Annotated in this window: 21 protein-coding genes; 12 read left to right on the plus strand and 9 right to left on the minus strand. The window is 70.3% G+C overall.

Features of this window, described 5'->3' with window-relative positions; translation table 11 throughout:
- Window positions 1-88: 88 nt before the first annotated feature.
- The 3 genes from efeU to efeB are packed head-to-tail and all read left to right on the plus strand — an operon-like array spanning window position 89 to window position 3,586.
- Entirely contained in the window at window positions 89-1,027 is a 939-nt protein-coding gene (gene efeU / locus B2W79_RS16840; RefSeq protein ID WP_292791568.1) for an iron uptake transporter permease EfeU, read from the plus strand.
- The gene (gene efeO / locus B2W79_RS16845) at window positions 1,024-2,256 is read left to right on the plus strand and encodes an iron uptake system protein EfeO (protein WP_292791570.1); all 1,233 of its coding nucleotides are present in this window, start codon (window positions 1,024-1,026) and stop codon (window positions 2,254-2,256) included. The genes efeU and efeO overlap by 4 nt, the downstream gene beginning before the upstream one ends.
- Window positions 2,257-2,281: 25 nt before the next feature.
- Window positions 2,282-3,586 carry an iron uptake transporter deferrochelatase/peroxidase subunit gene (gene efeB / locus B2W79_RS16850; protein WP_396654714.1) on the plus strand — a complete coding sequence of 435 codons (1,305 nt, stop codon included), beginning with the start codon at window positions 2,282-2,284 and terminating at the stop codon, window positions 3,584-3,586.
- A gap of 7 nt (window positions 3,587-3,593) precedes the next feature.
- On the opposite strand, the gene B2W79_RS16855 is transcribed toward efeB, so the two are convergent.
- Entirely contained in the window at window positions 3,594-4,481 is an 888-nt protein-coding gene (locus B2W79_RS16855; protein ID WP_292791572.1) for a serine hydrolase domain-containing protein, read from the minus strand.
- Complete coding sequence (locus B2W79_RS16860) at window positions 4,478-5,608, minus strand: acyltransferase family protein (protein ID WP_071328412.1); 1,131 nt, start codon at window positions 5,606-5,608, stop codon at window positions 4,478-4,480. Before B2W79_RS16860 ends, B2W79_RS16855 begins: the two co-directional genes overlap by 4 nt.
- A 111-nt stretch (window positions 5,609-5,719) precedes the next feature.
- Here B2W79_RS16860 and B2W79_RS16865 point away from each other — a divergent pair, with 111 nt between their 5' ends.
- Both B2W79_RS16865 and B2W79_RS16870 read left to right on the plus strand, forming a co-directional pair.
- Window positions 5,720-6,946 (plus strand): LLM class flavin-dependent oxidoreductase, encoded by a 1,227-nt coding sequence (locus B2W79_RS16865; RefSeq protein ID WP_071328746.1) that lies wholly within the window; start codon window positions 5,720-5,722, stop codon window positions 6,944-6,946.
- Between the two features lies 1 nt (window position 6,947).
- A complete protein-coding gene (locus tag B2W79_RS16870) occupies window positions 6,948-7,592 on the plus strand; it encodes an FMN reductase (protein WP_292791578.1) in 645 nt (214 codons plus the stop codon).
- Window positions 7,593-7,663: 71 nt separating this feature from the next.
- Here B2W79_RS16870 and B2W79_RS16875 read toward each other — a convergent pair whose 3' ends face one another.
- Window positions 7,664-8,353: a response regulator gene (locus B2W79_RS16875; protein WP_292791581.1), complete on the minus strand. Its 690-nt coding sequence runs from the start codon at window positions 8,351-8,353 to the stop codon at window positions 7,664-7,666.
- A complete protein-coding gene (locus B2W79_RS16880; RefSeq protein ID WP_292791584.1) occupies window positions 8,350-9,630 on the minus strand; it encodes a sensor histidine kinase in 1,281 nt (426 codons plus the stop codon). Before B2W79_RS16880 ends, B2W79_RS16875 begins: the two co-directional genes overlap by 4 nt.
- Before the next feature lie 142 nt (window positions 9,631-9,772).
- On the opposite strand from B2W79_RS16880, the gene B2W79_RS16885 reads away from it, so the two are divergent.
- Window positions 9,773-11,209 (plus strand): cation:dicarboxylate symporter family transporter, encoded by a 1,437-nt coding sequence (locus B2W79_RS16885; protein WP_071328416.1) that lies wholly within the window; start codon window positions 9,773-9,775, stop codon window positions 11,207-11,209.
- A gap of 51 nt (window positions 11,210-11,260) precedes the next feature.
- Here B2W79_RS16885 and B2W79_RS16890 read toward each other — a convergent pair whose 3' ends face one another.
- Window positions 11,261-11,440 (minus strand): DUF5302 domain-containing protein, encoded by a 180-nt coding sequence (locus tag B2W79_RS16890; RefSeq protein ID WP_071328417.1) that lies wholly within the window; start codon window positions 11,438-11,440, stop codon window positions 11,261-11,263.
- A gap of 227 nt (window positions 11,441-11,667) precedes the next feature.
- Here B2W79_RS16890 and B2W79_RS16895 point away from each other — a divergent pair, with 227 nt between their 5' ends.
- On the plus strand, window positions 11,668-13,569 hold the full coding sequence (locus tag B2W79_RS16895; protein ID WP_292791587.1) for a GDSL-type esterase/lipase family protein: 1,902 nt from the start codon (window positions 11,668-11,670) through the stop codon (window positions 13,567-13,569).
- A gap of 13 nt (window positions 13,570-13,582) precedes the next feature.
- On the opposite strand, the gene B2W79_RS16900 is transcribed toward B2W79_RS16895, so the two are convergent.
- The gene (locus tag B2W79_RS16900; RefSeq protein WP_292791589.1) at window positions 13,583-14,893 is read right to left on the minus strand and encodes a UDP-glucose dehydrogenase family protein; all 1,311 of its coding nucleotides are present in this window, start codon (window positions 14,891-14,893) and stop codon (window positions 13,583-13,585) included.
- Between the two features lie 359 nt (window positions 14,894-15,252).
- Between B2W79_RS16900 and B2W79_RS16905 the strand changes: the two genes are divergently transcribed.
- The 5 genes from B2W79_RS16905 (at window position 15,253) to B2W79_RS16925 (ending at window position 20,675) form a co-directional block, all read left to right on the plus strand.
- Window positions 15,253-17,526: a polyribonucleotide nucleotidyltransferase gene (locus B2W79_RS16905; RefSeq protein WP_060921087.1), complete on the plus strand. Its 2,274-nt coding sequence runs from the start codon at window positions 15,253-15,255 to the stop codon at window positions 17,524-17,526.
- A 214-nt stretch (window positions 17,527-17,740) separates the two neighbouring features.
- Window positions 17,741-18,769, plus strand: a complete 1,029-nt coding sequence (locus tag B2W79_RS16910) for an aldo/keto reductase (protein ID WP_071328420.1) — start codon at window positions 17,741-17,743, stop codon at window positions 18,767-18,769.
- A 73-nt stretch (window positions 18,770-18,842) separates the two neighbouring features.
- Window positions 18,843-19,445: a histidine phosphatase family protein gene (locus B2W79_RS16915; RefSeq protein WP_025103212.1), complete on the plus strand. Its 603-nt coding sequence runs from the start codon at window positions 18,843-18,845 to the stop codon at window positions 19,443-19,445.
- 55 nt (window positions 19,446-19,500) lie between these two features.
- Window positions 19,501-20,241: a 4-hydroxy-tetrahydrodipicolinate reductase gene (dapB, locus tag B2W79_RS16920; RefSeq protein WP_071328421.1), complete on the plus strand. Its 741-nt coding sequence runs from the start codon at window positions 19,501-19,503 to the stop codon at window positions 20,239-20,241.
- A 23-nt stretch (window positions 20,242-20,264) separates the two neighbouring features.
- Window positions 20,265-20,675: a hypothetical protein gene (locus B2W79_RS16925; RefSeq protein ID WP_396654712.1), complete on the plus strand. Its 411-nt coding sequence runs from the start codon at window positions 20,265-20,267 to the stop codon at window positions 20,673-20,675.
- Between the two features lie 12 nt (window positions 20,676-20,687).
- On the opposite strand, the gene B2W79_RS16930 is transcribed toward B2W79_RS16925, so the two are convergent.
- The 3 genes from B2W79_RS16930 to B2W79_RS16940 form a co-directional block, all read right to left on the minus strand.
- Window positions 20,688-21,113: an OsmC family peroxiredoxin gene (locus tag B2W79_RS16930; RefSeq protein WP_292791595.1), complete on the minus strand. Its 426-nt coding sequence runs from the start codon at window positions 21,111-21,113 to the stop codon at window positions 20,688-20,690.
- Between the two features lie 84 nt (window positions 21,114-21,197).
- Entirely contained in the window at window positions 21,198-21,770 is a 573-nt protein-coding gene (locus B2W79_RS16935; RefSeq protein ID WP_292791598.1) for a DUF4395 family protein, read from the minus strand.
- Window positions 21,770-22,192 (minus strand): TlpA family protein disulfide reductase, encoded by a 423-nt coding sequence (locus tag B2W79_RS16940; protein ID WP_292791601.1) that lies wholly within the window; start codon window positions 22,190-22,192, stop codon window positions 21,770-21,772. Before B2W79_RS16940 ends, B2W79_RS16935 begins: the two co-directional genes overlap by 1 nt.
- Window positions 22,193-22,212: the final 20 nt, after the last annotated feature.

Genomic DNA, 22,212 nt, shown 5'->3' on the forward strand with positions numbered 1-22,212 from the left:
GCGGTGTCGGGCGAGGGTCGGTCGCAGTGCTAGAGTCTCGGTGGTAAGGGATGCCTTACCTCAGTCGCCCGTCAGAGAGTGTGTCTCCGTGCTCGCCACTTTCCTCATCGGACTCCGCGAGGGTCTCGAAGCCGCGCTCGTCGTCGGCATCCTCGTCGCCTACCTCCGCCGGCTCGGGCGTCGCGACGCGCTGCCGCGGATGTGGGCGGGCGTCGGCCTCGCGATCGCTCTCGCCTTGGGCATCGGCGCGGTCCTGACCTTCGGGGCCTACGAGTTGACCTTCCAGGCCCAGGAACTGATCGGCGGCGGTCTCTCGCTGGTCGCGGTGGCGATGGTGACGTGGATGATCTTCTGGATGCAGCGCGCCGGCCGCACCATGAAGGCGACGCTCGAGGGCGGCATCGACCGGGCGCTGACGGCCGGCGGGCTCTGGGCGCTCGTCGCGATCGGCTTCGTGTCCGTCGCTCGCGAGGGCATCGAGACGACCCTGCTGCTGTGGTCGATGGTGCAGTCCTTCGGCGACGCCCCCTCGGCCCTCGTCGGCGCGCTCCTGGGACTCTCCGTGGCCGTCGTGCTCGGCTGGCTCATCTCCCGCGGGGCGCTGCGCCTGGATCTGCGGCGCTTCTTCGCCTGGACGGGAGGCTTCCTCGTGATCGTCGCGGCCGGCGTCCTCGCCTACGCGCTGATGGATCTGCAGGAGGCGGGCGCGCTTCCCGGCCCGTTCACCGCCGCCGCTCCGCTCGACCCGGTCACCGGCGCCGTCGCCGTGGGCGCGGCCGGCTTCCCGTTCGGCTGGGCGTTCGACGTGTCGGCGGCGATCGCTCCCGGCGGCGCGCTGGCCTCCGTCCTGCAGGCCACGGTCGGCTTCATGCCTGCCATGACCTGGCTCCAGGTGCTCGCCTGGGGCCTCTACCTCCTCGTCGTGGGCGGGCTGTACCTCCGCGGCCTTCGCTCGGCACGCCCTTCGACGCGCGGCGCCTCGGCCGCCACCCCGACCTCCTCCCTCACACAGCAAGGAGCAGCATGATCACCTCGCACCGGGTCCTCGCCGCGGCCGCCGCCGCTGGTACCGCCGTCCTCCTCCTCAGCGGCTGCGTCGCGAAGAGCGACGCCGCGGCGACCGGGGCGTTCGACGTGTCGTCCACCGACACCGATTGCGCCGTCTCGGGCTCCACCGCGAAGAGCGGCACGTTGACGTTCGACGTGAAGAACGACACCGACCAGGTCTCCGAGTTCTACCTGCTGGCCGAGGACGGTCTGCGCATCGTGGGCGAGGTGGAGAACATCGCCCCGGCCGCGTCCCGCACACTGACGGTCGTCGCGCAGCCCGGAGACTACTTCACGCTCTGCAAGCCGGGCATGGTCGGCGAGGGGGTCGGCCGGGCCTCTTTCACGGTGACCGGAGACCGGGTGGCGGTGGACGGCCCTGATGCCGAGCAGAAGCAGAAGGCCGTCGATCTCTACGGGGCTTTCGTGAAGGATCAGGTCGGGCAGCTCGTACCGGCCGTGGAAGACCTCGTGGCCGCGTACGAGTCCGGTGACGACGAGGCCGCGCGCACGCTCTTCCCGCAGACGAGGGCCTTCTACGAGCGCATCGAGCCCGTCGCCGAGGCGCTCGGGGACCTCGACCCGCGGATCGACTTCCGAGAGGTCGATGCGGTCGCGGAGGGGCTGGACTGGACCGGCTTCCACCGCATCGAGAAGGACCTCTGGGTGCCGGCGAAGGACGCGTTGAACGCCGACGGCGAGACGCCGGCGTGGCAGGACTGGGCGCCGTCCACGCCGGCGGAGCGTGCCGACTACGGCGACCTGCTGCTGGCCGACGTGCAGGAGCTGTACGACTACGTGCACTCGGACGACTTCACCACCGCGCTGGCTGACCAGGGGATCGGCGGCATCTCCAACGGCGCGATCGCGCTGCTCGACGAGGTGGCCACGGGCAAGATCTCCGGCGAGGAGGACTGGTGGTCCGGCACGGACCTCTTCGACTTCGCCGCGAACGTGGAGGGCTCCAAGATGGCCTTCTCGCTCGTGCAGGACTTCGCCGCAGCACAGGGCGACGACGGTGAAGCGCTCGTCGCCGAGATCGAGAACGGCTACGCCGCCCTCGAGAAGTCCCTCGCCGCGCACGGCTCGCTCGCAGAGGGCTTCGTCGGCTACGGCGAGCTGACCGAAGCCGACAAGCGCGAGTTCACCGACCTCATCAACGCGCTCGCCGAGCCGCTCTCGCAGCTCACCGGCACGGTGCTCGACTGACGACGGCCCACGGAGGAGCACGGACGTGAACGAGTCGGAATCTGGCGCCGGGGAGGCGCCGGCGCCCCTGCCGTCGGAGCCCTCCGGCGGCGGCCTCAGCCGCCGCGGGCTGCTCGGGCTGGCCGTCGGCGGTGGCGTCGCCGGACTGGCCGTCGGGCTGGGGGCCGGGACGGCCGGCGGCGTGGCGCTCGGACGCGCACGAGCCGCGGAGGAGGCCGAGTCGCGGTACGAGTTCTTCGGCACGCACCAGGCGGGCATCACGACGCCCGTGCAGGACCACCTGCACTTCGCGAGCTTCGACATGATGCCCCGCACCGACAGGGACGACCTCCTCTCCCTGCTGCAGGACTGGTCCTACGCGGCGGCGCGGATGACGCAGGGGCTGGAGGTGAGTGCGAGCGGCGCGGTGAACGGTTCCGCCGACGCGCCCCCGGACGATACGGGGGAGGCGCTGGGGCTCCCCGCCGCGGGCCTGACTCTCACGTTCGGCTTCGGGCCGGGGCTGTTCGAGAACGAGGACGGCGATCGCTACGGTCTGGCCGCTCGGCGGCCGCCCGGTCTCGAACGGCTCCCCGCCTTCCTCGGGGATGATCTCGACCCCGAAGCGTCGCACGGCGACCTGTGCATCCAGGCTTGTGCCGACGACCCCCAAGTCGCGGTACACGCGATCCGCAACCTCAGCCGCATCGCGTTCGGACGGGCCCGCCTGCGCTGGTCGCAGCTCGGATTCGGCAAGACCTCGCGCACGACGGCAAGCCAGGCCACACCCCGCAACCTCTTCGGCTTCAAGGACGGCACGGCCAACATCCTCGCCGACGATACCGCGGCGCTCGCCGACCACGTCTGGGTCGCCGACGCTGACGAGCCGTCCTGGATGGCGGGCGGTTCGTATCTGGTCGCCCGGAAGATCGCCATGCTCATCGAGACGTGGGATCGGGTGCGCCTCGCGGAGCAGGACACGATCATCGGACGGGACAAGGGGGTGGGGGCGCCGCTCTCCGGAGGGGACGAGTTCACGCCACCGGACTTCCATGGCACGACGATCGATGCGAACAGTCACGTCCGGCTCGCGCATCCCGAGCAGAACGACGGCATCCGCATCCTGCGCCGCGGCTACAACTACGTCGACGGCAACAACACTCTGGGGCGCCTGGACGCGGGGCTGTTCTTCCTGTCCTACCAGCGTGATCCCGCGCAGTTCATCAGCCTGCAGCGACGGCTGTCGACCGACCGTCTGAACGAGTACATCCGTCACGTGGGCTCAGGGATCTGGGCCATCCCGCCGGGAGCGCGCCCGGGTTCGTACGTGGGGGCGGAGCTGTTCGCCTGAGCAGGACTCAGGGGGAGACCGCGACCTCTTCGAGGACAGCGACGATCGCGGCCGCGAAGGCGTCCGCCCCGGCGTGATCGTGCGCCGTGACGGTCACGACGGCGTCGCCGAGGAAGAGGAGGAGCTGGCCATGGGCTCCGTGCAGCCGCCACGCCCGCCCCGGACCCTGCCAGCCCGCGAGCGCATAGCGGTCGTAGCCCGGGTTGACGCCCGCGACGACGCCGTGCTCGTGCATGGCGTCGATCCACTCCGGGGCGACGAGTCGACGTCCCTGCCAAGAACCGCGATCACGGATGAGCATCCCCAGGCGCGCGACCTCCTCGGTGCGGAGCGGCAGGCCGCCACCCGCCTCGATGCGGCCGTTCGGGCATCGCGACCAGCCCACGTCCTCGATGCCGAGCGGGGCGAAGAGGCGCGTCGAGAGGTAGTCGCCGACGTCGCCCACGCGGGCCGAGAGAGCGGTCATCGCGGTGTAGGTGCTCGCGTTGGAGTACTGGAACACCCGCCCCCGCGATGGCCGTCGCAGGAACTCCCGTGCCAGATCCGGCCAGTCCGTCATCAGCGTCTCGGACCACGGCAGGTCGATGCCGCTCGACATCGACAGCAGATGACGCAGGGTGACGCGAGCGACGCCCTCGCCGAGTTCGTGCTCCGGAAGGAGGGTGGCGACGGTGTCGTCCAGGTGGATCAGTCCGTCGTCGGCGGCGAGGGCGGCGGCCAGCACGCAGACGCCCTTCGCGATGGAGTGCACGTCCTCCCGGACGTCGGGCGTCCAACGGTGACCTGCGGTGTCGTCGCCGATGCGCACGTGGAGCCCGTGCGCGGCGAACCCCTGGGAGTCGGCGATCGCCACGAGCCGGTCCCGGACCTCGGACGCGGGGTGGGCGGCTGTCATCGCGGACGCCGGGAGCCGGTGGGATCGTTCCGGCGGCCTTCCCGCGAGGCGAGCTCGGGGTCGGCGAACAGCCACCGCGGCCGCGGCTCCACGAGCGGACGGAACACCCGCCGCACGGGCTTGGTGGCGAGCAGCAGCGCGAGGACCACCGACAGCGCCGTGACCGCAGGCAGCCAGAACCAGGTCGGCTCGAGATCGCGCAGCACGCCGCTCTCCCGGAACGGGTAGAGCACGAAGGAGTGCAGGAGGTAGACGTACATCGTGTACTGGCCGAACGTGGTCCACCAGTAGGAGCCGCGGGGGATGAGGGCGAAGAAGGCGGCGCACAGCACGACAGCCAGCAGCATGAGCAGGATGCGGATGCCACCGGCCCACCACTGGTCGCCGACGAGATCGACGTAGGAGTCTTCGTAGAACAGCCAGTGCCGCAGGTCGACCGTCTGCCACAGCGGCAGCCAGTTCCACGCCGCCCATCCGGCCGTGCCGAGGACGACGAGCGCGAGGACGCGGCTCCACCACGGGCGGACGTCGAGGAGGCGGAGGCGGTCGACGACGTTTCGCTCCCGGAGCCACCAGCCCAGGGTGAAGAACGGCAGCAAGCCCAGGGTCCGGGAGAGCGAGAACGTGCTGTCGACGTTCGGGAGGTAGCCGGCGCCGACCGAGATCACGACCGTCCACAGCAGCGGCCAGCGCAGCAGCGCGAGGTAGGGGAGGACGAGACGGAAGATCCCGAGCGCGAGGAGGAACCAGAGCGTCCAACTGGGCTGGGTCGGATTCGGGGTGGTCTCTCCCTCCACGAGCCACTTCGTGAGCGTCCAGAGCGCCTCGAAGATGACGTAGGGGAGGATGATGTCGGTGATGACGCGGGCCATCTGCGTCCGGGTGGGGGAGCCCGACTTGGAGAAGTAGCCCGAGATGATGGCGAACGCCGGCATATGGAACGCGTACAGCGCCAGGTAGAGGGCGAAGGCGATGTCCGAGTCGTAGCTGAGGCGCTGGATGGCGTGCCCCAACACCACGAGGACGATGCAGGCGTATCGCGCGTTGTCCCAGAAGGGCACGCGTCGGCGTTTGCGGGCGACCGGCCCTGTGTGGGGCCCCGTCGTCCCGACTCCGGTGGTGCTCATTCTCCGAGGCTACCGGCCGGGAATAAAGTTGCCCTGCACGCGTTGACCCAATTACATTCAAATGAATAGAACCGGATGTCCGACATCCGATTCGGAGAACACGGAGCAATCATGAGCGAGCAGTCAGGCGCGCAGGCGATGCAGTTCGGCATCATGTCGGTCAGCGACATCACCCGCGACCCCACCACGGGAGTCACCCCCAGCGAGCAGGAGCGGATCAAGGCGACGCTGGCCATCGCCACGCATGCCGAGGAGGTCGGCCTCGACGTCTTCGCCATCGGCGAGCACCACAACCCGCCCTTCTGGTCGTCCAGCCCCACGACGTTCCTCGCCGCGCTCGCCGCCCAGACCGAACGCCTCATCGTCTCGACCTCGACGACGCTGATCACGACGAACGACCCGGTGCGCATCGCCGAGGAGTACGCGATGCTGCAGCACGTCTCGGACGGCCGCATGGACCTCATGCTGGGCCGCGGCAACACCGGGCCGGTGTACCCGTGGTTCGGGCAGGACATCCGTCAGGGCCTGCCGCTCGCGATCGAGAACTACGCGCTGCTGCACAAGCTGTGGCGTGAGGACGTCGTCGACTGGGAGGGCAAGTTCCGCACCCCGCTGCAGGGCTTCACCTCCACGCCCCGTCCCCTCGACGGCATCGCCCCGTTCGTGTGGCACGGTTCGATCCGCACACCGGAGATCGCGGAGCAGGCCGCGTACTACGGCGATGGATTTTTCGCGAACAACATCTTCTGGCCGAAGGAGCACTACCAGCGCCTCATCGAGCTGTACCGTCAGCGCTTCGAGCACTACGGCCACGGCACGCGCGAGCAGGCGATCGTCGGTCTCGGCGGCCAGGTGTTCATGGCCGCGAAGTCGCAGGACGCGGTGAACCAGTTCCGCCCGTACTTCGACAACGCGCCCGTCTACGGTCACGGCCCCAGCATGGAGGACTTCACCGAGATGACCCCGTTGACCGTGGGATCGCCGCAGCAGGTGATCGACCGGTATGCGGCGATGCGCGAGCACTACGGCGACTACCAGCGCCAGCTGTTCCTCATCGACCACGCGGGTCTGCCGCTGAAGACGGTCCTCGAGCAGCTCGACATCCTCGGTTCCGAGGTCGTGCCGGTGCTTCGCAAGGAACTCGCGAAGGACCGCCCGGCCACGGTGCCCGACGCGCCGACCCATGCCGCGCGCGTGCAGGCGACGTACGGAGACGGGCCCACCCGGCAGGCGCGCCCCGGTGCGAACCGCGGAGACAACCTCACCGGGGATTCGCCCTACCAGGACACGCCGGCGCCCGCGGGCGCCGCCTTCGGACTCGGCCGGAAGGAGGCCTGACATGACCACGCGTCGTATCGCGGTCGTCTCGGCGGGGCTGTCCAACCCGTCGTCCACCCGGATGCTCGCCGACCGGCTGGCCGCGGAGACCGTGAAGGCGCTCGCGGAGCGCGACATCGAGGCCACCGTCGACGTGATCGAGCTGCGCGACCACGCGCACGACATCACGAACAACATGCTGACCGGCTTCGCGCCTCCCGCACTCGAGACGGCGATCAACACCGTCGTCTCGGCCGACGCGCTGATCGCGGTCACCCCGATCTTCTCGACGAGCTACTCCGGGTTGTTCAAGTCGTTCATCGATGTGCTCGACCCGGACGCGCTCACCGGGAAGCCGGTACTGATCGGAGCGAACGCGGGAACGCCGCGGCACTCCCTGGCGATCGACTATGCGATCCGACCGCTGTTCGCCTACCTGCATGCCGAGGCCGTCTCCACCGGCGTCTTCGCGGCGTCGAGCGACTGGGGCGGCGCGGGAGACGACGTCGCGCCGCTGGCGAAGCGGGTCGAGAAGGGCGCGAGGGAACTCGCCGAGGCGGTCGCGCGCCGGGATGCCACCGCGGTCGTCGACCCGTACGACCCCGCCACGTACCTGGGTGAGGGGCGCTCCTTCGGTCACATGCTCGGCGGTCTCGCCGGGGAGTGACCCGTCCCCGCTCCGGACATGCCGGTGTCCCGCGCCCACCCCGGGTGCGGGGCACCGGCATGTCCGGCGGGTCACCCGGAGAGGGCGCGTTCCCGCCAGGCGTACTCGGTCTCGGGACGCCCCCGCCCGCCGGGGCGGCCGCGGCGCACCGCGACACCTGTGAGGACGAGGTGCTCGAGGTACCGACGCGCGGACACACGGGACAGTCCCGTACGCTCGGCTGCTTCGCGCGCGGAGAGCGGTCCGCGCCGCCGCAACTCGGCGCGCACGCGCTCAAGGGACGAGGCGGACAACCCCTTGGGGAGGACGATGCTCCCGGTCGCCCGTCCCAGCAGCGCGTCGATCTCCTCCTGCGTGGCCGGTCCGCTGGTCGCCTGCGCGTGCGCGCGGTGGTCCCGATAGTCGTCGAGACGCTCCCGGAAGACCGCGAACGAGAACGGCTTCACGAGGTACTGGAACACACCGAGAGCGGCCATCTGCCGCACGACCTCCGCGTCCCGCACCGCCGTGACGGCGATCACATCGACGGCCGTGGCCCGAGCCCGCAGTGTGCGCAGCACCTCGAGTCCCGAACCGTCGGGCATCGTCACATCGAGCAGGACGAGATCGAACGCGTCCGCTCCGCCCTCTCGGAGGGCCGTCAGCGCTGCACGCGCGCCCGTGCACTCGCCGGCCGCGGCGAAGCCGTCCAGACGCCCCAGATAGGTGCGATGGAGCTCGAGGGTCAGGGCATCGTCATCCACGAGCAGGGTGCGGATCATCGGCGGCGTCTCCCGTCGCGCGCGGCCGGTAAGAGCACCCGGAAGGTCGTGGGCGGTCCGAGTACCGTCACCGAGCCTCCCGCGTCCGCCACGACAGACCGCACTAGGGCCAGGCCGACACCACGCCCCTCCGCTCCGGCCGGCTTCGTGGAGTACCCCGATGCGAAGATCCTCTCCCGTAGCTCGGTGGGGATCCCCGGACCGCTGTCTGCCACCTCGAGGAGGATCTCGTCGTCCGCGGTCGGCTCCAGGCGCACGGACACCCACCGCTCCTCTGCGCTCGCGGCCGCGTCGAAGGCGTTGTCGACGAGGTTGCCGAGGACGGCGACGGCATCCACGGCGGACAGCGGGGTACGGGGCGTGTCCGGCGCGATGTGCACCCGCCACTCGATGCCCCGCTCCTTGGCCTGGGAGGCCTTGCCGAGGAGCAGCGCGCCCACAGCGGGATCGCCGTGGCGCCGTGCCGTGACCTGATCCACGAGCGATTGACTCTGCCGGGCGGTGTCGGTGAGGATTCCGATCGCCTCGTCTGCACGCCCCAGCTCCATCAGCGCCACTGCCGTGTGCATCCGGTTGCCGTGTTCGTGCGTCTGGGCGCGGAGAGCTTCCCCGAGTGTCCGGATCGACTCGTAGGAGGAGACGGCATCGCGGACATCGCCGGGAGGGAGGTCTCCGGCGAAGCGGCGCGTGACGCGTCGGGCGAGGAGCGCTCCGCCGACGCCCAGCAGCACGAGCGCGCCCGTGAGCGCGAAGGAGAGGGGGAGGCGACGGACGAGCGTCTGCGCGATGGTCTCGGTGGTGACGCCTGCGGCCACCCACCCGACGGGGTGTCCGTCGGCGAGGACGGGCACGATCGTCCGGACGGACGGTCCGAGCGTCCCCCGAAACTCCTCGGTGAGCGGGCGAAGGGAGGACGGGATCGTCCCGAGGTAGCGCTCGCCGATCCGGTCCGGCTCGGGGTGCGTCACGCGCACGCCGTCCGTCGTCATCACGGTGACGAAATCGAGGTCGGCGGTGGTCAGGACCTCGCGTGCGTACGGCGCGAGATCGCGCGCCGCAGCCTCCCGGTCACCCGTTCGCAGGGCCGACGAGACAAGCGGGGAGGCGGCGATCGCGGAGGCGGTCGCCGCAGTCACGCGCTCCGCCTCTGCCCTGGCCGCCCGCTGGGCCTCCGCGACGAGGAACACGGCCACCAGGATCCCCAGAAGCACCGTCGTCACGAGGAGCAGCACGAAGACGCGAGAGGCGGCGCTGCGCTCGGGGTCAGGGGACGGCATCGTTCTCCTCGATCGTCGACGGTCGGGACCGTGACCAATACGACCACAAATAGGGCGGGGCCGCGACGCCGGGAGACCGTGGAGGAGCAGCGGCACCGGCGCCGCTGCCGCAGACGACGACGTCGACGATCGAGGAGGACGCATGGCGCTCACGACAGGATTCTCTCTTCCCGGATTCCACTGGAGGCGGGGAAAGCACGCCTGGGACCGGCACACCTGGCTCTACGTGTCGGTCATCATCGCGGTGGTGCTCGGCGCCGCCGTCGGCCTGCTGTGGCCCGAGGTAGGACGGGCGTTCGAACCGCTGGGCACGGCGTTCGTGTCGCTGATCAAGATGATGATCGCCCCGATCATCTTCTGCACCATCGTGGTCGGGGTCGGCTCGATCGCGAAGGCGGCGACCGTCGGCAAGATCGGCGGACTGGCGCTGCTGTACTTCCTCACGATGTCGACGTTCGCGCTGGCGATCGGCCTCGTCGTGGGGAACATCATCCATCCCGGTACCGGCCTCGACATGGCGAACGCGAGCTATGAGACGGAGTCGGGCGACGCGAAGACCACGCAGGAGTTCCTGCTCGGCATCATCCCGGCGACGTTCTTCTCGGCGTTCACCGGGGAGAGCGTCCTCCAGGTGCTCTTCATCGCTCTGCTCGTCGGATTCGCGCTTCAGGGCATGGGGGAGCGCGGGGCGCCGATCATGCAGGCGGTCACCCAGCTCCAGAAGCTCGTCTTCCGAATCCTCGGGATGATCCTCTGGTTGGCGCCCGTGGGTGCTTTCGGCGCCATCGCGGCTGTGGTCGGCAAGACAGGGGCGGCGGCGATCTGGAGCCTCGGCGTCCTGATGGTCGCCTTCTATCTCACGTGCATCGTCTTCATCGTGATCGTCCTCGGGCTCCTGCTCTGGGCGGTCACGCGGGTCAACATCTTCGCGCTCATGAAGTACCTCGCCCGGGAGTATCTGCTGATCGTGGGAACGTCCTCGTCGGAGTCGGCGCTTCCCCGGCTCATCGCGAAACTGGAGCACTTGGGCATCTCGAAGCCGGTCGTGGGCATCACCGTTCCCACCGGCTACTCCTTCAACCTCGACGGAACGGCCATCTATCTCACGATGGCGTCGCTTTTCATCGCGACAGGCATGGGGCAGCCCATGTCGATCGGGGAGCAGATCGGCCTCCTCGTCTTCATGATCATCGCGAGCAAGGGGGCCGCGGGGGTGACCGGCGCTGGTCTGGCGACGCTCGCCGGCGGCCTGCAGGCCTACCGGCCCGATCTGGTTGACGGGGTCGGGGTCATCGTCGGCATCGACCGGTTCATGTCGGAGGGGCGCGCCCTGACGAACTTCACGGGAAACGCCGTGGCCACCCTCCTCATCGGCACCTGGACGAAGCAGATCGACCGCGACCGCGTCGGCCGTGTGCTGTCCGGGGAGCTTCCGTTCGATGAATCGACCCTCGACGGGGTGGACCCGCATGCGGCCCCCGCGGCGGATGCCGTCGGCGTCCCGGAGCTGCAGGAGGCAGCGGTCACCGAGATGGCGGCGAAGGAGGAACGGGCCCGCCAGCGCACACTCGGTCGCTGATCTCGACGCAGAGGATGCGGGAGGCCGGACCGGGCTCCCGCATCCGGGCGGTCAACCGCTCTTGCGTCGGAACTCGCGTCGCGTCTGCGGGGCGTTGGCGGCGTGCACGGCGGAATCGCCGTCGAGGTGAGCCTCGCCCTGCCGGTGGTGCGCGTTCTTCTTCTCGAGCGCTTCCTTGAACTTGCGCTTCAGGTCCTCGGAGGAGGAGCCGGCGCCTTCTTCGGTGCTCATGCTCCCGAGCCTAGAGCACGGGCGGACGAGCGGCGAGGGGCACCGCGTCGGTCGCGACCGGCCCCGAGGCGGATAACGGGAACCGATGCGCGGATAACCGGTGACGGGTGATCCAGCATCCGGTGAACATCCGGTGCCCGACGCCGATTCCCCTCGGCGGGGACGGGGAGCGGCGCCATCCTGAGGGGGTGAGAGTCGCGATCGTCACCGAGTCTTTCCTTCCGCACATGAACGGTGTGACCGGATCCGTGATGCAGATCCTCCGTCACCTGGAGCGCCGAGGGCATGACGCCCGTGTGCTCGCTCCGGCCGCGTTCGGCATCCCGGCAGAGCTGCACGGCGCGCCCGTCACCGCGATTCCCAGCGTCCCGCTCCCGGGGTACCGCGACGTGCGGGTGGGCGCGGCGACCACTCGGAGGATCGGCGCGGAGCTCGACCGCTTCCGTCCCGACGTCGTCCACCTGGCGTCGCCGTTCGCGCTCGGGTGGCGGGGCCTGCTCGCTGCAGAACGCGGCGGAGTCGGAACGGTCGCGGCATACCAGACCGACGTGGCTGCGTACACGGAGAGGTATCGCGTCGCGGTCACGACGGGAATCGCCCATGCCCACATCGCTCGACTGCATCGGAGGGCGACCCTTACCCTCGCGCCGTCCACCGAGTCGGCACAGCAGCTGAGCCGGCTCGGCATCGACCGCATCCGGTCCTGGGGGCGGGGTGTGGACGCCGAGCTCTTCCACCCTTCCCGGCGCAGCGACGCGCTCCGGGACGAGTGGGGAGCCGAGATCGTCATCGGCTACGTCGGACGCCTCGCCGCCGAGAAGCAGGTGGAGGATCTCGCCGCGCTGCACGGCATCCCTGACACGCGTCTCGTCATCGTCGGAGACGGCCCCCGGCGGGAGCGGTTGCAGGAGCAGCTTCCCGACGCCCTGTTCCGCGGGCGGCTCGAGGGGGAGGCGCTCGCCGCGGCGCTGGCCTCCTTCGACGTCTTCGTGCATCCGGGGGAGAGCGAGACCTTCGGACAGACGCTCCAGGAAGCGCATGCGAGCGGTGTCCCCGTGGTCGCGACAGGCAGAGGCGGCCCGCTCGACCTCGTCCGGCCCGGCGTCGACGGGTGGCTGTACCGACCAGGAGACCTCGCAGACCTCCGCCGTCGCGTGACCGATCTCGCCGGAGACGAGCGCCGGCGTCGGGCGTTCGGGGAGGCGGGCTGGAGGGCGGTGCAGGGCCGGAGCTGGGCGCACTTCGGAGATCAGCTCCTGGATCACTTCGAGGAGGCGCGGACGCTGTTCGCCGTGGACCGTCGTCTGCGCGCCCGCCGCCTCGTCCGGCCGGAGCCGGCCCCGCCCGCCCCCTCGCGCCGCTGGCGCCGGATCGTCGCCCTCGGCGATTCGGTGACCGAGGGGCTCTGCGACCCCGGACCCGACGGGGCGCTCCGCGGGTGGGCGGACCGGCTCGCACTGCTCCTCGCCGCGCGGGGAGGCCTTCACTACGCGAACCTCGCGATCCGCTCGAAGCGCGTGGCCGATGTCTGCGGCCGGCAGGTGAAGAGGGCGCTGGACCTCCGCCCCGATCTGGTCACCGTGCTGGTGGGCGCCAACGACCTCGTGAAGCACCGCGTCGACGTGGCCGCGCTCGCCGCGAGCCTGGAGACCGCGGTGCGGCGGCTGCGCGCGACGGGTGCCGACGTGATCCTGGTCACCCCGTTCCTGCCCGCCCGCCGCGCGGCGGTGCTGTACGCCCGGCGCTTCTCCGCCTTCGCCACGGCGCTCGCCGGGGTCGCTGCCCGGGCCGGTGCGATCCTCATCGACACGGATCTGCATCCGGAGCTGGGGGAGCGGCAGCACTGGGGCGAGGACCTCGTGCACCTCGGCAGTCGAGGGCACCGCTTCCTCGCCTATCGCGTCGCGGAGGTGCTCGGGGTGCCGCACGCCGACGCGTTGGGAGCGCTGGATGCGGCGTTGCACGAGAACGAGCCGATCGGACGTGCCGCCTGGTGGCGGCAGTACGCGCTCCCGTGGGTGTGGCGACGACTGCACGGCCGCGCCGCGGGGGACGGACGTCGGGCGAAGCATGACGACTACGTCTACCTCGGGCGCTCGACTGCTCCGCAGGACGCCGGCGTGGTCTGACCGACGGGAGGCCTCAGCGTCGTCCCATCCCGCGGTATGTCCAGCCGGCAGCACGCCAGGCTTCGGCGTCCAGACAGTTCCGCCCGTCGATCACGATACGACCCCTCACGAGTCCGCCGGCGTGCTGCGGAGTGAGCTCGCGGCGGTACTCGTCCCACTCCGTGACGACGACGACCGCGTCCGCGTCCCGCAGGGCGTCGTCCCTGGACGCGGCGTACCCGAGTTGCGGATGCCGTGCGCGGGCGTTTTCGATCGCCGCGGGGTCGGTCACCAGGACGTCGGCGCCCAGTCCCCGCAACCGCACGGCCACCTCCAGAGCGGGAGAATCGCGGACGTCGTCGCTGAAGGGCTTGAATGCCGCGCCGAGGACGGCGATCCTCCGCCCGAAGACGAGGCCGCCGAGGGCATCCACCACCAGCCTCACCGCACGATCCCGTCGGCGGAGGTTGATGGCATCCACCTCGTGCAGGAAGCTGACGGACTGCCCGCGTCCGAGCTCTTCGGCGCGGGCCGCGAACGCGCGGATGTCCTTGGGCAGGCAGCCGCCCCCGAACCCGATCCCCGAGCCGAGGTAACGGCGGCCGATGCGCGAGTCGTGTCCGAGTGCTTCGGCGAGGAGGGTGACGTCCGCTCCGGCCGCCTCGGCGACTTCGGCCATGGCGTTGATGAACGAGATCTTCGTGGCGAGGAAGGCGTTGGCGGCCCCCTTCACGAGCTCCGCGGTGGCGAGGTCGGTCACGAGGAACGGCGAACCCGCGTCGATCGCCGCGGCGTACACGCGGCGGAGCAGATCGACGGCGGCGGCGCCCTGCGGGGAGTCCTCGGCGCCCACCACCAGACGGTCGGGGCGGAGGGTGTCATGGACGGCCCAGCCCTCCCGGAGGAACTCGGGGTTCCAGACGAGGGTCGCGCCGGACTCCGCGATCCGACGGGAGAGACGGGCGGCGGTGCCCACCGGGACCGTCGACTTCCCGGCCACCACCGCGCCCGGCCGCAGGTGGGGGAGCAGCCCGTCGATCGCCGCGTCGACGAAGCGGAGATCGGCCGCGGGGCCGGAGTCGGACTGCGGGGTGCCGACCGCGAGGAAGTGCACCTCCGACCCGGAGGCGGCAGCCGGATCCGCGGCGAAGCGCAACCGCCCTGACCGCACCCCGCCCTCGAGGAGCTCGGCGAGGCCGGGCTCGAAGAAGGGCGCGGCACCCGCGGTGAGGTCGGCGACCTTGCCCTCGTCCACGTCGATCCCCACGACATCGTGCCCGAGCGAGGCCATCGCCGCGGCGTGCACCGCCCCCAGATACCCGCATCCGATCACCGACATCCGCATGGGTTCAGCACAGCCGAGCCGTCTCTCGCTCCGGCGCACGCACGGTGAACGCGGGGTGACGGTCGGGTGTCGGGATCGCGCCGCGCGCGGAACCCTCGGGTCTTGACGGACACGCTGGTAGTGTGGTCGAGGGTGACTCCGGTCACCCGACAATTTCACATCGACTCATGGAGCGATCGGCGGAGAAGCTGGTCCCCTGTGGTGGGTTCCTCGGCGCATGTCGGGTGGCTTTCTACTGGTGGCCAGCGCAGGCGAGATTCGCGGGAGTGCCCGCGCGCCCGAACCCTTCCGTTCCGCTCCTTTGAACACGCTCGCGCGTCACACGGATTCGCGAGTCTAAACAAAGAAGGAGAGACCTCTTGGAAGGTCCTGAAATCACCGCCACCGAGGCCGTTCTCGACAACGGCCGCTTCGGCACCCGCACCATCCGCTTCGAGACCGGCCGCCTCGCGCAGCAGGCTCAGGGCGCCGTCGCCGCCTACCTGGACGGCGAGACCATGCTCCTGTCGGCCACGAGCGCGGGCAAGCACCCGCGTGAGGGCTTCGACTTCTTCCCGCTGACGGTCGACGTCGAGGAGCGCTCCTACGCCGCCGGCAAGATCCCCGGCTCGTTCTTCCGTCGTGAGGGTCGTCCCTCGACCGAGGCGATCCTGGTCTGCCGTCTGATCGACCGTCCGCTGCGCCCGTCGTTCGTCGACGGCCTGCGCAACGAGGTCCAGATCGTCATCACGGTCCTCTCGATCGCCCCGGGCGAGTTCTACGACGCCCTCGCGATCAACGCCGCGTCCGCGTCGACCCAGATCTCGGGTCTGCCGTTCTCGGGCCCCGTCGCCGGTGTGCGTCTCGCATTCATCCCCGGCCACGGTCAGCATGAGGACCAGTGGGTCGCGTTCCCGACCGCCGAGCAGGTCTCCGAGGCCGTGTTCGACCTGATCGTCGCCGGTCGCGTGGTCACCAAGGCCGACGGCTCCGAAGACGTCGCGATCATGATGGTCGAGGCCGAGGCGACCGAGGGCAGCTGGAACCTGATCAAGGCCGGTGCCACCAAGCCCGACGAGACCATCGTGGCCCAGGGCCTCGAGGCCTCGAAGCCGTTCATCGCCCAGCTCGTCAAGGCCCAGGCCGAGCTCGCCGCCACCGCGTCGAAGGAGCCGGGCGTCTACCCGGTCTTCCCCGCGTACAGCGACGAGGTCTACGACTTCGTGTCCGAGCGCGCGTTCGCCGAGCTGAGCGACGTCTACCAGATCGCCGACAAGACCGAGCGCCAGAACGCCGACGACGCGATCAAGGACCGCGTCAAGGCCGAGCTCATCGAGGCCACCGAGGCGGGTTCGCTCCCGGCCGCGGCCCCGCTGGAGTTCTCCGCGGCGTACAAGTCCGTCACGAAGAAGATCGTCCGCGGTCGCATCCTCACCGAGGGCACCCGAATCGACGGTCGTGGGCTGGCGGACATCCGTCCGCTCGACGCCGAGGTGCAGGTCATCCCGCGCGTGCACGGCTCCGCGATCTTCCAGCGTGGCGAGACCCAGATCATGGGTGTCACCACGCTGAACATGCTCAAGATGGAGCAGCAGATCGACTCGCTGTCGCCCACGACCAGCAAGCGCTACATGCACCACTACAACTTCCCGCCCTACTCGACCGGTGAGACCGGCCGCGTGGGTTCGCCGAAGCGTCGCGAGATCGGGCACGGCTTCCTCGCCGAGCGCGCTCTGGTGCCGGTGCTGCCGAGCCGCGAGGAGTTCCCGTACGCGATCCGTCAGGTGTCCGAAGCGCTGAGCTCCAACGGCTCCACGTCGATGGGCTCCGTCTGCGCGTCGACCCTCTCGCTGCTGAACGCGGGTGTGCCGCTGCGCGCTCCGGTCGCCGGCATCGCGATGGGTCTCGTCTCGGACGAGGTCAACGGGGAGACCCGCTACGCGGCGCTGACCGACATCCTGGGTGCGGAGGACGCGCTCGGCGACATGGACTTCAAGGTCGCCGGTACGAGCGAGTTCGTCACCGCCATCCAGCTCGACACGAAGCTCGACGGCATCCCGTCGTCGGTGCTCGCGGGCGCTCTGACTCAGGCCAAGGACGCTCGACTGACCATCCTCAACGTCCTGAACGCCGCGATCGACGCCCCGGACGAGATGGCGCCCACCGCGCCGCGCGTCATCAGCGTCCAGATCCCGGTGGACAAGATCGGCGAGCTGATCGGCCCGAAGGGCAAGACGATCAACGCGATCCAGGACGAGACCGGCGCGCAGATCTCCATCGAGGAGGACGGCACCGTCTACATCGGCGCGACCGACGGCCCCTCGGCCGAGGCCGCCCGTGCCCAGGTCAACGCGATCGCCAACCCGACCAACCCGGAGGTCGGCGAGCAGTTCCTCGGCACCGTCGTGAAGATCGCCACCTTCGGCGCCTTCATCTCGCTGCTCCCGGGCAAGGACGGTCTCCTGCACGTCACCGAGGTGCGCAAGCTCGCCGGTGGCAAGCGTGTGGAGAACGTCGAGGACGTGCTCTCCGTCGGCCAGAAGATCCTCGTGAAGATCACGAAGATCGACGACCGCGGCAAGCTGTCGCTCGAGCCCGTGCTCGACGACGCGCCCGCTGCGGACGAGGCCCCGGCCGAGGACGCCGCCGAGTAAGACAGCGGATGACACGGAACCCGGGTCTCTCCGTCGGAGAGGCCCGGGTTCCGTCGTCTGTGCCGTGATCGAAACGTTATGGGAAGTTTGCGCGCCGTTCCCCGGATTGGTCGGGACGTTCGCGCACGTCGCATACCCTCGAAGTACGCACCGGGGGGTGCCAGCGAAGCAGTGATGTCGATCGGCTCCGGCCGATCGCGGCGGGGGTGAGAGTATGCGGTTGTTCAGCGTAGGCGCAGGAACACCTGCTGAACGCGCTCCGCAGGAGCATGAGGACCACCCCTCCGCACCCATCCCGATCGTCGGTCCCGGCGTCGGGGAGTCCATCCGCGCCGCCCTCGGCGAGACCGGGTACGAGACGTTCCCGCTCATGCTCGGTGCCGCGGAGTTCGGATGGAACGTCGATCTCGAGACCAGCCACGGCATCCTCGACCGCTACGTGGAGTTCGGCGGCAACGCCATCCATACCGCAGACGGGTTCTCCGGCGGTCGGAGTGAGCACATCCTCGGACAGTGGCTGCGGTCGCGGGACCAGCGCGAGCGCGTGGTCCTGAGCGTGCGCATCGGAGCGCACGCCGACAACCCCGGTCTGGGCTCGGTCAACCTCGTCCGTGCGGTCGAGGGCTCGCTCACCCGGCTCGGCGTGGAGCGCATCGACGTGCTGTACCTGGATGCCACGTTGGATGCGACCACCAACCTCGAGGACACCCTGGCCACGGTCGAGTGGCTCATCGAGGCGGGGAAGATCGGGGCGCTCGGCGCGTACGGCTTCACGCCGGAGAGGCTCGTCGAGGCGCGGATCCTCGCGTCGGCGGGATATCCGCGCATCACGGTCATCGACACGCCGTACAACCTCGTGCGTCGGCAGCCGTTCGAGGGCGACCTGCGGCTCGTCGCCGGCGCGCAGAACCTCGCCGTGACGCCGTCCCACGCGCTGGAGCACGGGTTCCTGTCGGGTCGTCATCGGACCAAGGCGATCGCCTCGCGTGGCGTCCGCGGCGAACAGCTGCGGGGTCACCTCAACCGCCGCGGGACCAAGGTGCTGCGGGCGCTCGATCAGGTGGCCGCGGAATTGGCCGTCCCCGTGGCGGCCGTCTCCATCGCGTGGCTGCTCGCGCAGCGTACGGTCGCCGCGCCGATCGTGAACACGTTCGCGACCGACCACGTCGACGAGCTCATGCAGGGCGCTGGTGTCACGTTGTCCCGGGTGCAGGTTGCCGACCTCACCCGCGCGGGCGCCTGAGCGTGCGTCGCCCGTGACATAGGGTGGAAAAGGAAGACCGGCGGATGCTGGCGATGAAGCGAGCGAGCGAGTTGTGACGCACTACATATATCTGGTCAGACACGGTGAACATCAGGATGCCGAGCACGGCCTCGCCGACGGACCCCTGTCGCCGCGCGGCCAGCGGCAGGCGGAGCTCATCGCGGACCGCCTGTCCGGCCTCCCGCTCGACGCCGTGTGGCATTCGCCGCTCCTCCGCGCCGCCGAGACGGCGCGTGCCATCGCCGGCCGGCTCCCGTCCGTGGATCCGGAGCCGTCCGCCCTGCTCTTCGACTGCGTGCCGACGGGGATGACGGAGGAGACGCCGGCGGTGTTCGAGCCCTTCTTCGGTTCTGTGACCGAGGCGGAGATCGAGGCGGGGCGCGCGCAGATGTCGGATGCTGTCAACGAGTTCCTCGTGCGGAAGACCGGCGACGTGCACGAGGTGCTCATCACTCACAACTTCGTGATCTCGTGGTTCGTGCGGGAGGTCCTCGCCGCGCCGGATTGGCGCTGGATGACTCTCAACCAGTCACATTGCGGTCTGACGGTGATCGCCCAGAAGCAGGGACGGCCGTGGACCCTGCTCACGCACAACGACACCGGCCATCTTCCGATGGAGCTGCGGACGGGCATCCCGGACGCGCTGCTGGTGTGATCGACGCCTCCGCGTGCCGCGACCTCCGCCCGACGCCCGGAAATAGACTGGACGCATGACCACGAAGGTAGCCCTCGTCGGCGGGACCGGAAAGCTCGGAACGATCATCGGCGCCGTGATCGCTGAGCTGGACGGCTTCGAGGTGAGCCGCGTCCTGACGTCGGCGAGCGACCTCTCGGAGCTCGCGGGTGCCGACCTCGTGATCGACGCTTCCACACCGCAGGTCAGCATCGACGTAGTGCGCACGGCGGTGGATCACGGTCTCAACATCCTCGTCGCCACCTCCGGCTGGTCGGCGGAGCGGATCGCCCTCGTCCGGCCGCTCGTCGAGGCCGCCGACACCGGGGCGGTCTTCATCCCGAACTTCTCCCTCGGCTCGGTTCTCGGCTCGGCCCTCGCCGCGGCCGCCGCACCCTACTTCGGTTCGGCGGAGATCGTCGAGGCGCACCGGGAGACCAAGGTCGACTCGCCGAGCGGGACGGCCGTCCGCACCGCGGAGCTCATCGCCGCCGCGCGTGCGACCCAGGGTCCGGTGAGTGCGCCGCATGCGGATCAGCGCGCCCGAGGACAGCAGGTCGGCAGCGTGCCCATCCACTCGCTCCGCCGTCCAGGGGTGATCGCCAAGCAGGAGGTCATCCTGTCCGGTCCGGGGGAGTCGCTGACCTTCACGCATGACACCACCGACCCGGCCCTGGCGTATGCGCCGGGGATCCGCCTGGCCGTGCCCTATGCGGCCACCGCCACCGGCGTCGTGGTCGGCCTGGAGAACATGCTCGACATCGGCCTCCGCTCGTGATGTCGCGGATCGGGGTCGGGCTGATGGCTGCGGCCCTCCTGCTCTACCTCGTCGTGGCGGGCTGGCTGGCCGTCATGTTCCTCGCCGTGGGGACGCCCGTCTCCATCGGGATGGGCATCACGCTCCTCGTGCTCGCACCTGTGGGTGGGTGGGCGCTGGTGCGCGAGATGCTCTTCGGGTTCGGTGCCGACCGCCTGGGCCGGCTGCTCGACGCCGAGGGCGGCATGCCGCAGGTCGAGACCGAGCTGACGCCCAGCGGACGCATCGCCCGCAAGGATGCGGACGCGCTCGTCGCGCGGTACACGGCGGAGGCGGAGGCGGCGCCCACCGACTGGCGGGCGCGCTATCGCCTCGGCGTCGTGCAGGACGCGGCCGGACGCCGCAAGGACGCCAGGGCGAGCATTCGGCGGGCGATCAGCCTGTCCCGCGCCTGACGTCGGACGGGTTCAGGCCAGCGTCGCCTCGAGCGTGATCTCGATGCCCGCGAGCGCCTGGGACACCGGGCATCCGGTCTTCGCCGCCTCGGCGATCTCCCGGAACTTCTCGGCGGTCAGACCCGGCACGGTGGCGTTGACGTTGAGGTGGCTGCCGGTGATGCCGACGCCGGGCTTGAACGTCACCGAGGCGCTGGTGTCGACGCGCTCCGGGGGCGTGCCGTTCTCGGCGAGCGCGTGCGAGAGCGCCATGCTGAAGCAGGACGCGTGGGCTGCGGCGATGAGCTCCTCCGGCGTCGTGGTCGTGTCGCTGCCCTCGCTGCGGGACTTCCAGTCGATCGGGAACGTGCCCAGATGCGAGGAGGAGAAGGCGACCGTGCCGGAACCCTCCGTGAGCGATCCGGTCCAGGTCGCGGCGGCTTCACTGGTGACGGGCATGATTCCTCCGGTTCTGACGCCACCGGGGGAGCGGCGTCGCTTGGTGGTCAGCCTACCGAGCGACCGGGCAGTCGGGAACCGGCGTCAGGCGGCGCGGCGCGGTCGTCCGGTGAGCCCGACGCGCTGCAGCAGGAGGTAGAGCTGGCAGCCCAGGCAGAAGGCGAACGCGGCGTTGAGGAAAGCGGCGAGGAACGCCGCAGCGGTGGCGATCGGCAAGGCCCACGGCACGCCGGCGAGGTGGAGCAGGAGGCCGAGTCCCACCACGACGAGGCCGACGCCCTGGGCGAACCGCGGGGGACGGGGGTCCTCCAGCTCGGCGGGTGGCGCGAGGCGCGGACGGACGAGGCGGCGGTAGAGGACGCCCCACGGTGCGGTGGCGGGAGAGACGACGCCCCAGAGGAACAGGAGCGCGATCAGCGTGGCGAGGAGGAAGCCAGGGTCGAGGACGCGCGCGACAGGCCCTGCGGCGGAGACCGCCCAGCCGCCTCCTCCGATGAACGCGAACTCCGACGATGCCGTGAGCGCGAACCAGCGATCGGCGGTCCGCGCGGTGGAGATCCCGATGAGGGCCAGGAACGTCGCGACGGCGAGCAGGACTGCGGTGATCCCGGCGGTGAATCGGGGCCCGCGCGGATCGATTCCGGGGGGAGGGGTCATCATCTGCTCCAGACGGCGGCGAGGGCGTGGGTCAGGCTCTCGCGAGCGGGTATGCCCGCAAACCGGGCCTTGACGCGCCCGGTAGGGTCAAGCACGAAGGTGGTCGGTGTCTGCAGCACACGGTAGCGCGCGGAGAGATCCGGACGGTGCGTGAGATCGATCTCGATGTGCGCGAGGCCGGCGTCCCCGGACGCATAGGAGCCCAGAAGACGACGCACCTGGGGGCAGCGGGCGCAGGTCTCCGTGCTGAACTGCACGAGCGTCGCGGTGGCACCCAGCGCCGCGCCCTGCGCATCGGCCGGATCGAACCGCAGATCGCCGCCGTCGCGGCGGCGGCCCTCTCTCCCGCGGAGCACGAGACCGACCACGGTGGCGAGCACCAGAAGCGCTGCCAGGGCGGCGAAAGCGAGCGCGGGGGACATCCCTCGAGGCTAGAGCCGCG

Source organism: Microbacterium sp. UBA7513 (genome assembly GCF_002478345.1).
In the GTDB taxonomy this organism is placed as follows: domain Bacteria; phylum Actinomycetota; class Actinomycetes; order Actinomycetales; family Microbacteriaceae; genus Microbacterium.

Coding starts and splice junctions, on each gene's coding strand:
- B2W79_RS16870 (WP_292791578.1), top strand. CDS start 6,948: ATGACCACGCGTCGTATCGCGGTCGTCTCGGCGGGGCTGTCCAACCCG.
- B2W79_RS16855 (WP_292791572.1), bottom strand. CDS start 4,481: ATGACAGCCGCCCACCCCGCGTCCGAGGTCCGGGACCGGCTCGTGGCG.
- B2W79_RS16925 (WP_396654712.1), top strand. CDS start 20,265: ATGGCTGCGGCCCTCCTGCTCTACCTCGTCGTGGCGGGCTGGCTGGCC.
- efeO (WP_292791570.1), top strand. CDS start 1,024: ATGATCACCTCGCACCGGGTCCTCGCCGCGGCCGCCGCCGCTGGTACC.
- B2W79_RS16940 (WP_292791601.1), bottom strand. CDS start 22,192: ATGTCCCCCGCGCTCGCTTTCGCCGCCCTGGCAGCGCTTCTGGTGCTC.
- B2W79_RS16880 (WP_292791584.1), bottom strand. CDS start 9,630: ATGCCGTCCCCTGACCCCGAGCGCAGCGCCGCCTCTCGCGTCTTCGTG.
- B2W79_RS16885 (WP_071328416.1), top strand. CDS start 9,773: ATGGCGCTCACGACAGGATTCTCTCTTCCCGGATTCCACTGGAGGCGG.
- B2W79_RS16935 (WP_292791598.1), bottom strand. CDS start 21,770: ATGACCCCTCCCCCCGGAATCGATCCGCGCGGGCCCCGATTCACCGCC.
- B2W79_RS16875 (WP_292791581.1), bottom strand. CDS start 8,353: ATGATCCGCACCCTGCTCGTGGATGACGATGCCCTGACCCTCGAGCTC.
- B2W79_RS16890 (WP_071328417.1), bottom strand. CDS start 11,440: ATGAGCACCGAAGAAGGCGCCGGCTCCTCCTCCGAGGACCTGAAGCGC.
- B2W79_RS16930 (WP_292791595.1), bottom strand. CDS start 21,113: ATGCCCGTCACCAGTGAAGCCGCCGCGACCTGGACCGGATCGCTCACG.
- B2W79_RS16900 (WP_292791589.1), bottom strand. CDS start 14,893: ATGCGGATGTCGGTGATCGGATGCGGGTATCTGGGGGCGGTGCACGCC.
- B2W79_RS16860 (WP_071328412.1), bottom strand. CDS start 5,608: ATGAGCACCACCGGAGTCGGGACGACGGGGCCCCACACAGGGCCGGTC.
- B2W79_RS16895 (WP_292791587.1), top strand. CDS start 11,668: ATGAACGGTGTGACCGGATCCGTGATGCAGATCCTCCGTCACCTGGAG.
- dapB (WP_071328421.1), top strand. CDS start 19,501: ATGACCACGAAGGTAGCCCTCGTCGGCGGGACCGGAAAGCTCGGAACG.
- B2W79_RS16910 (WP_071328420.1), top strand. CDS start 17,741: ATGCGGTTGTTCAGCGTAGGCGCAGGAACACCTGCTGAACGCGCTCCG.
- B2W79_RS16865 (WP_071328746.1), top strand. CDS start 5,720: ATGAGCGAGCAGTCAGGCGCGCAGGCGATGCAGTTCGGCATCATGTCG.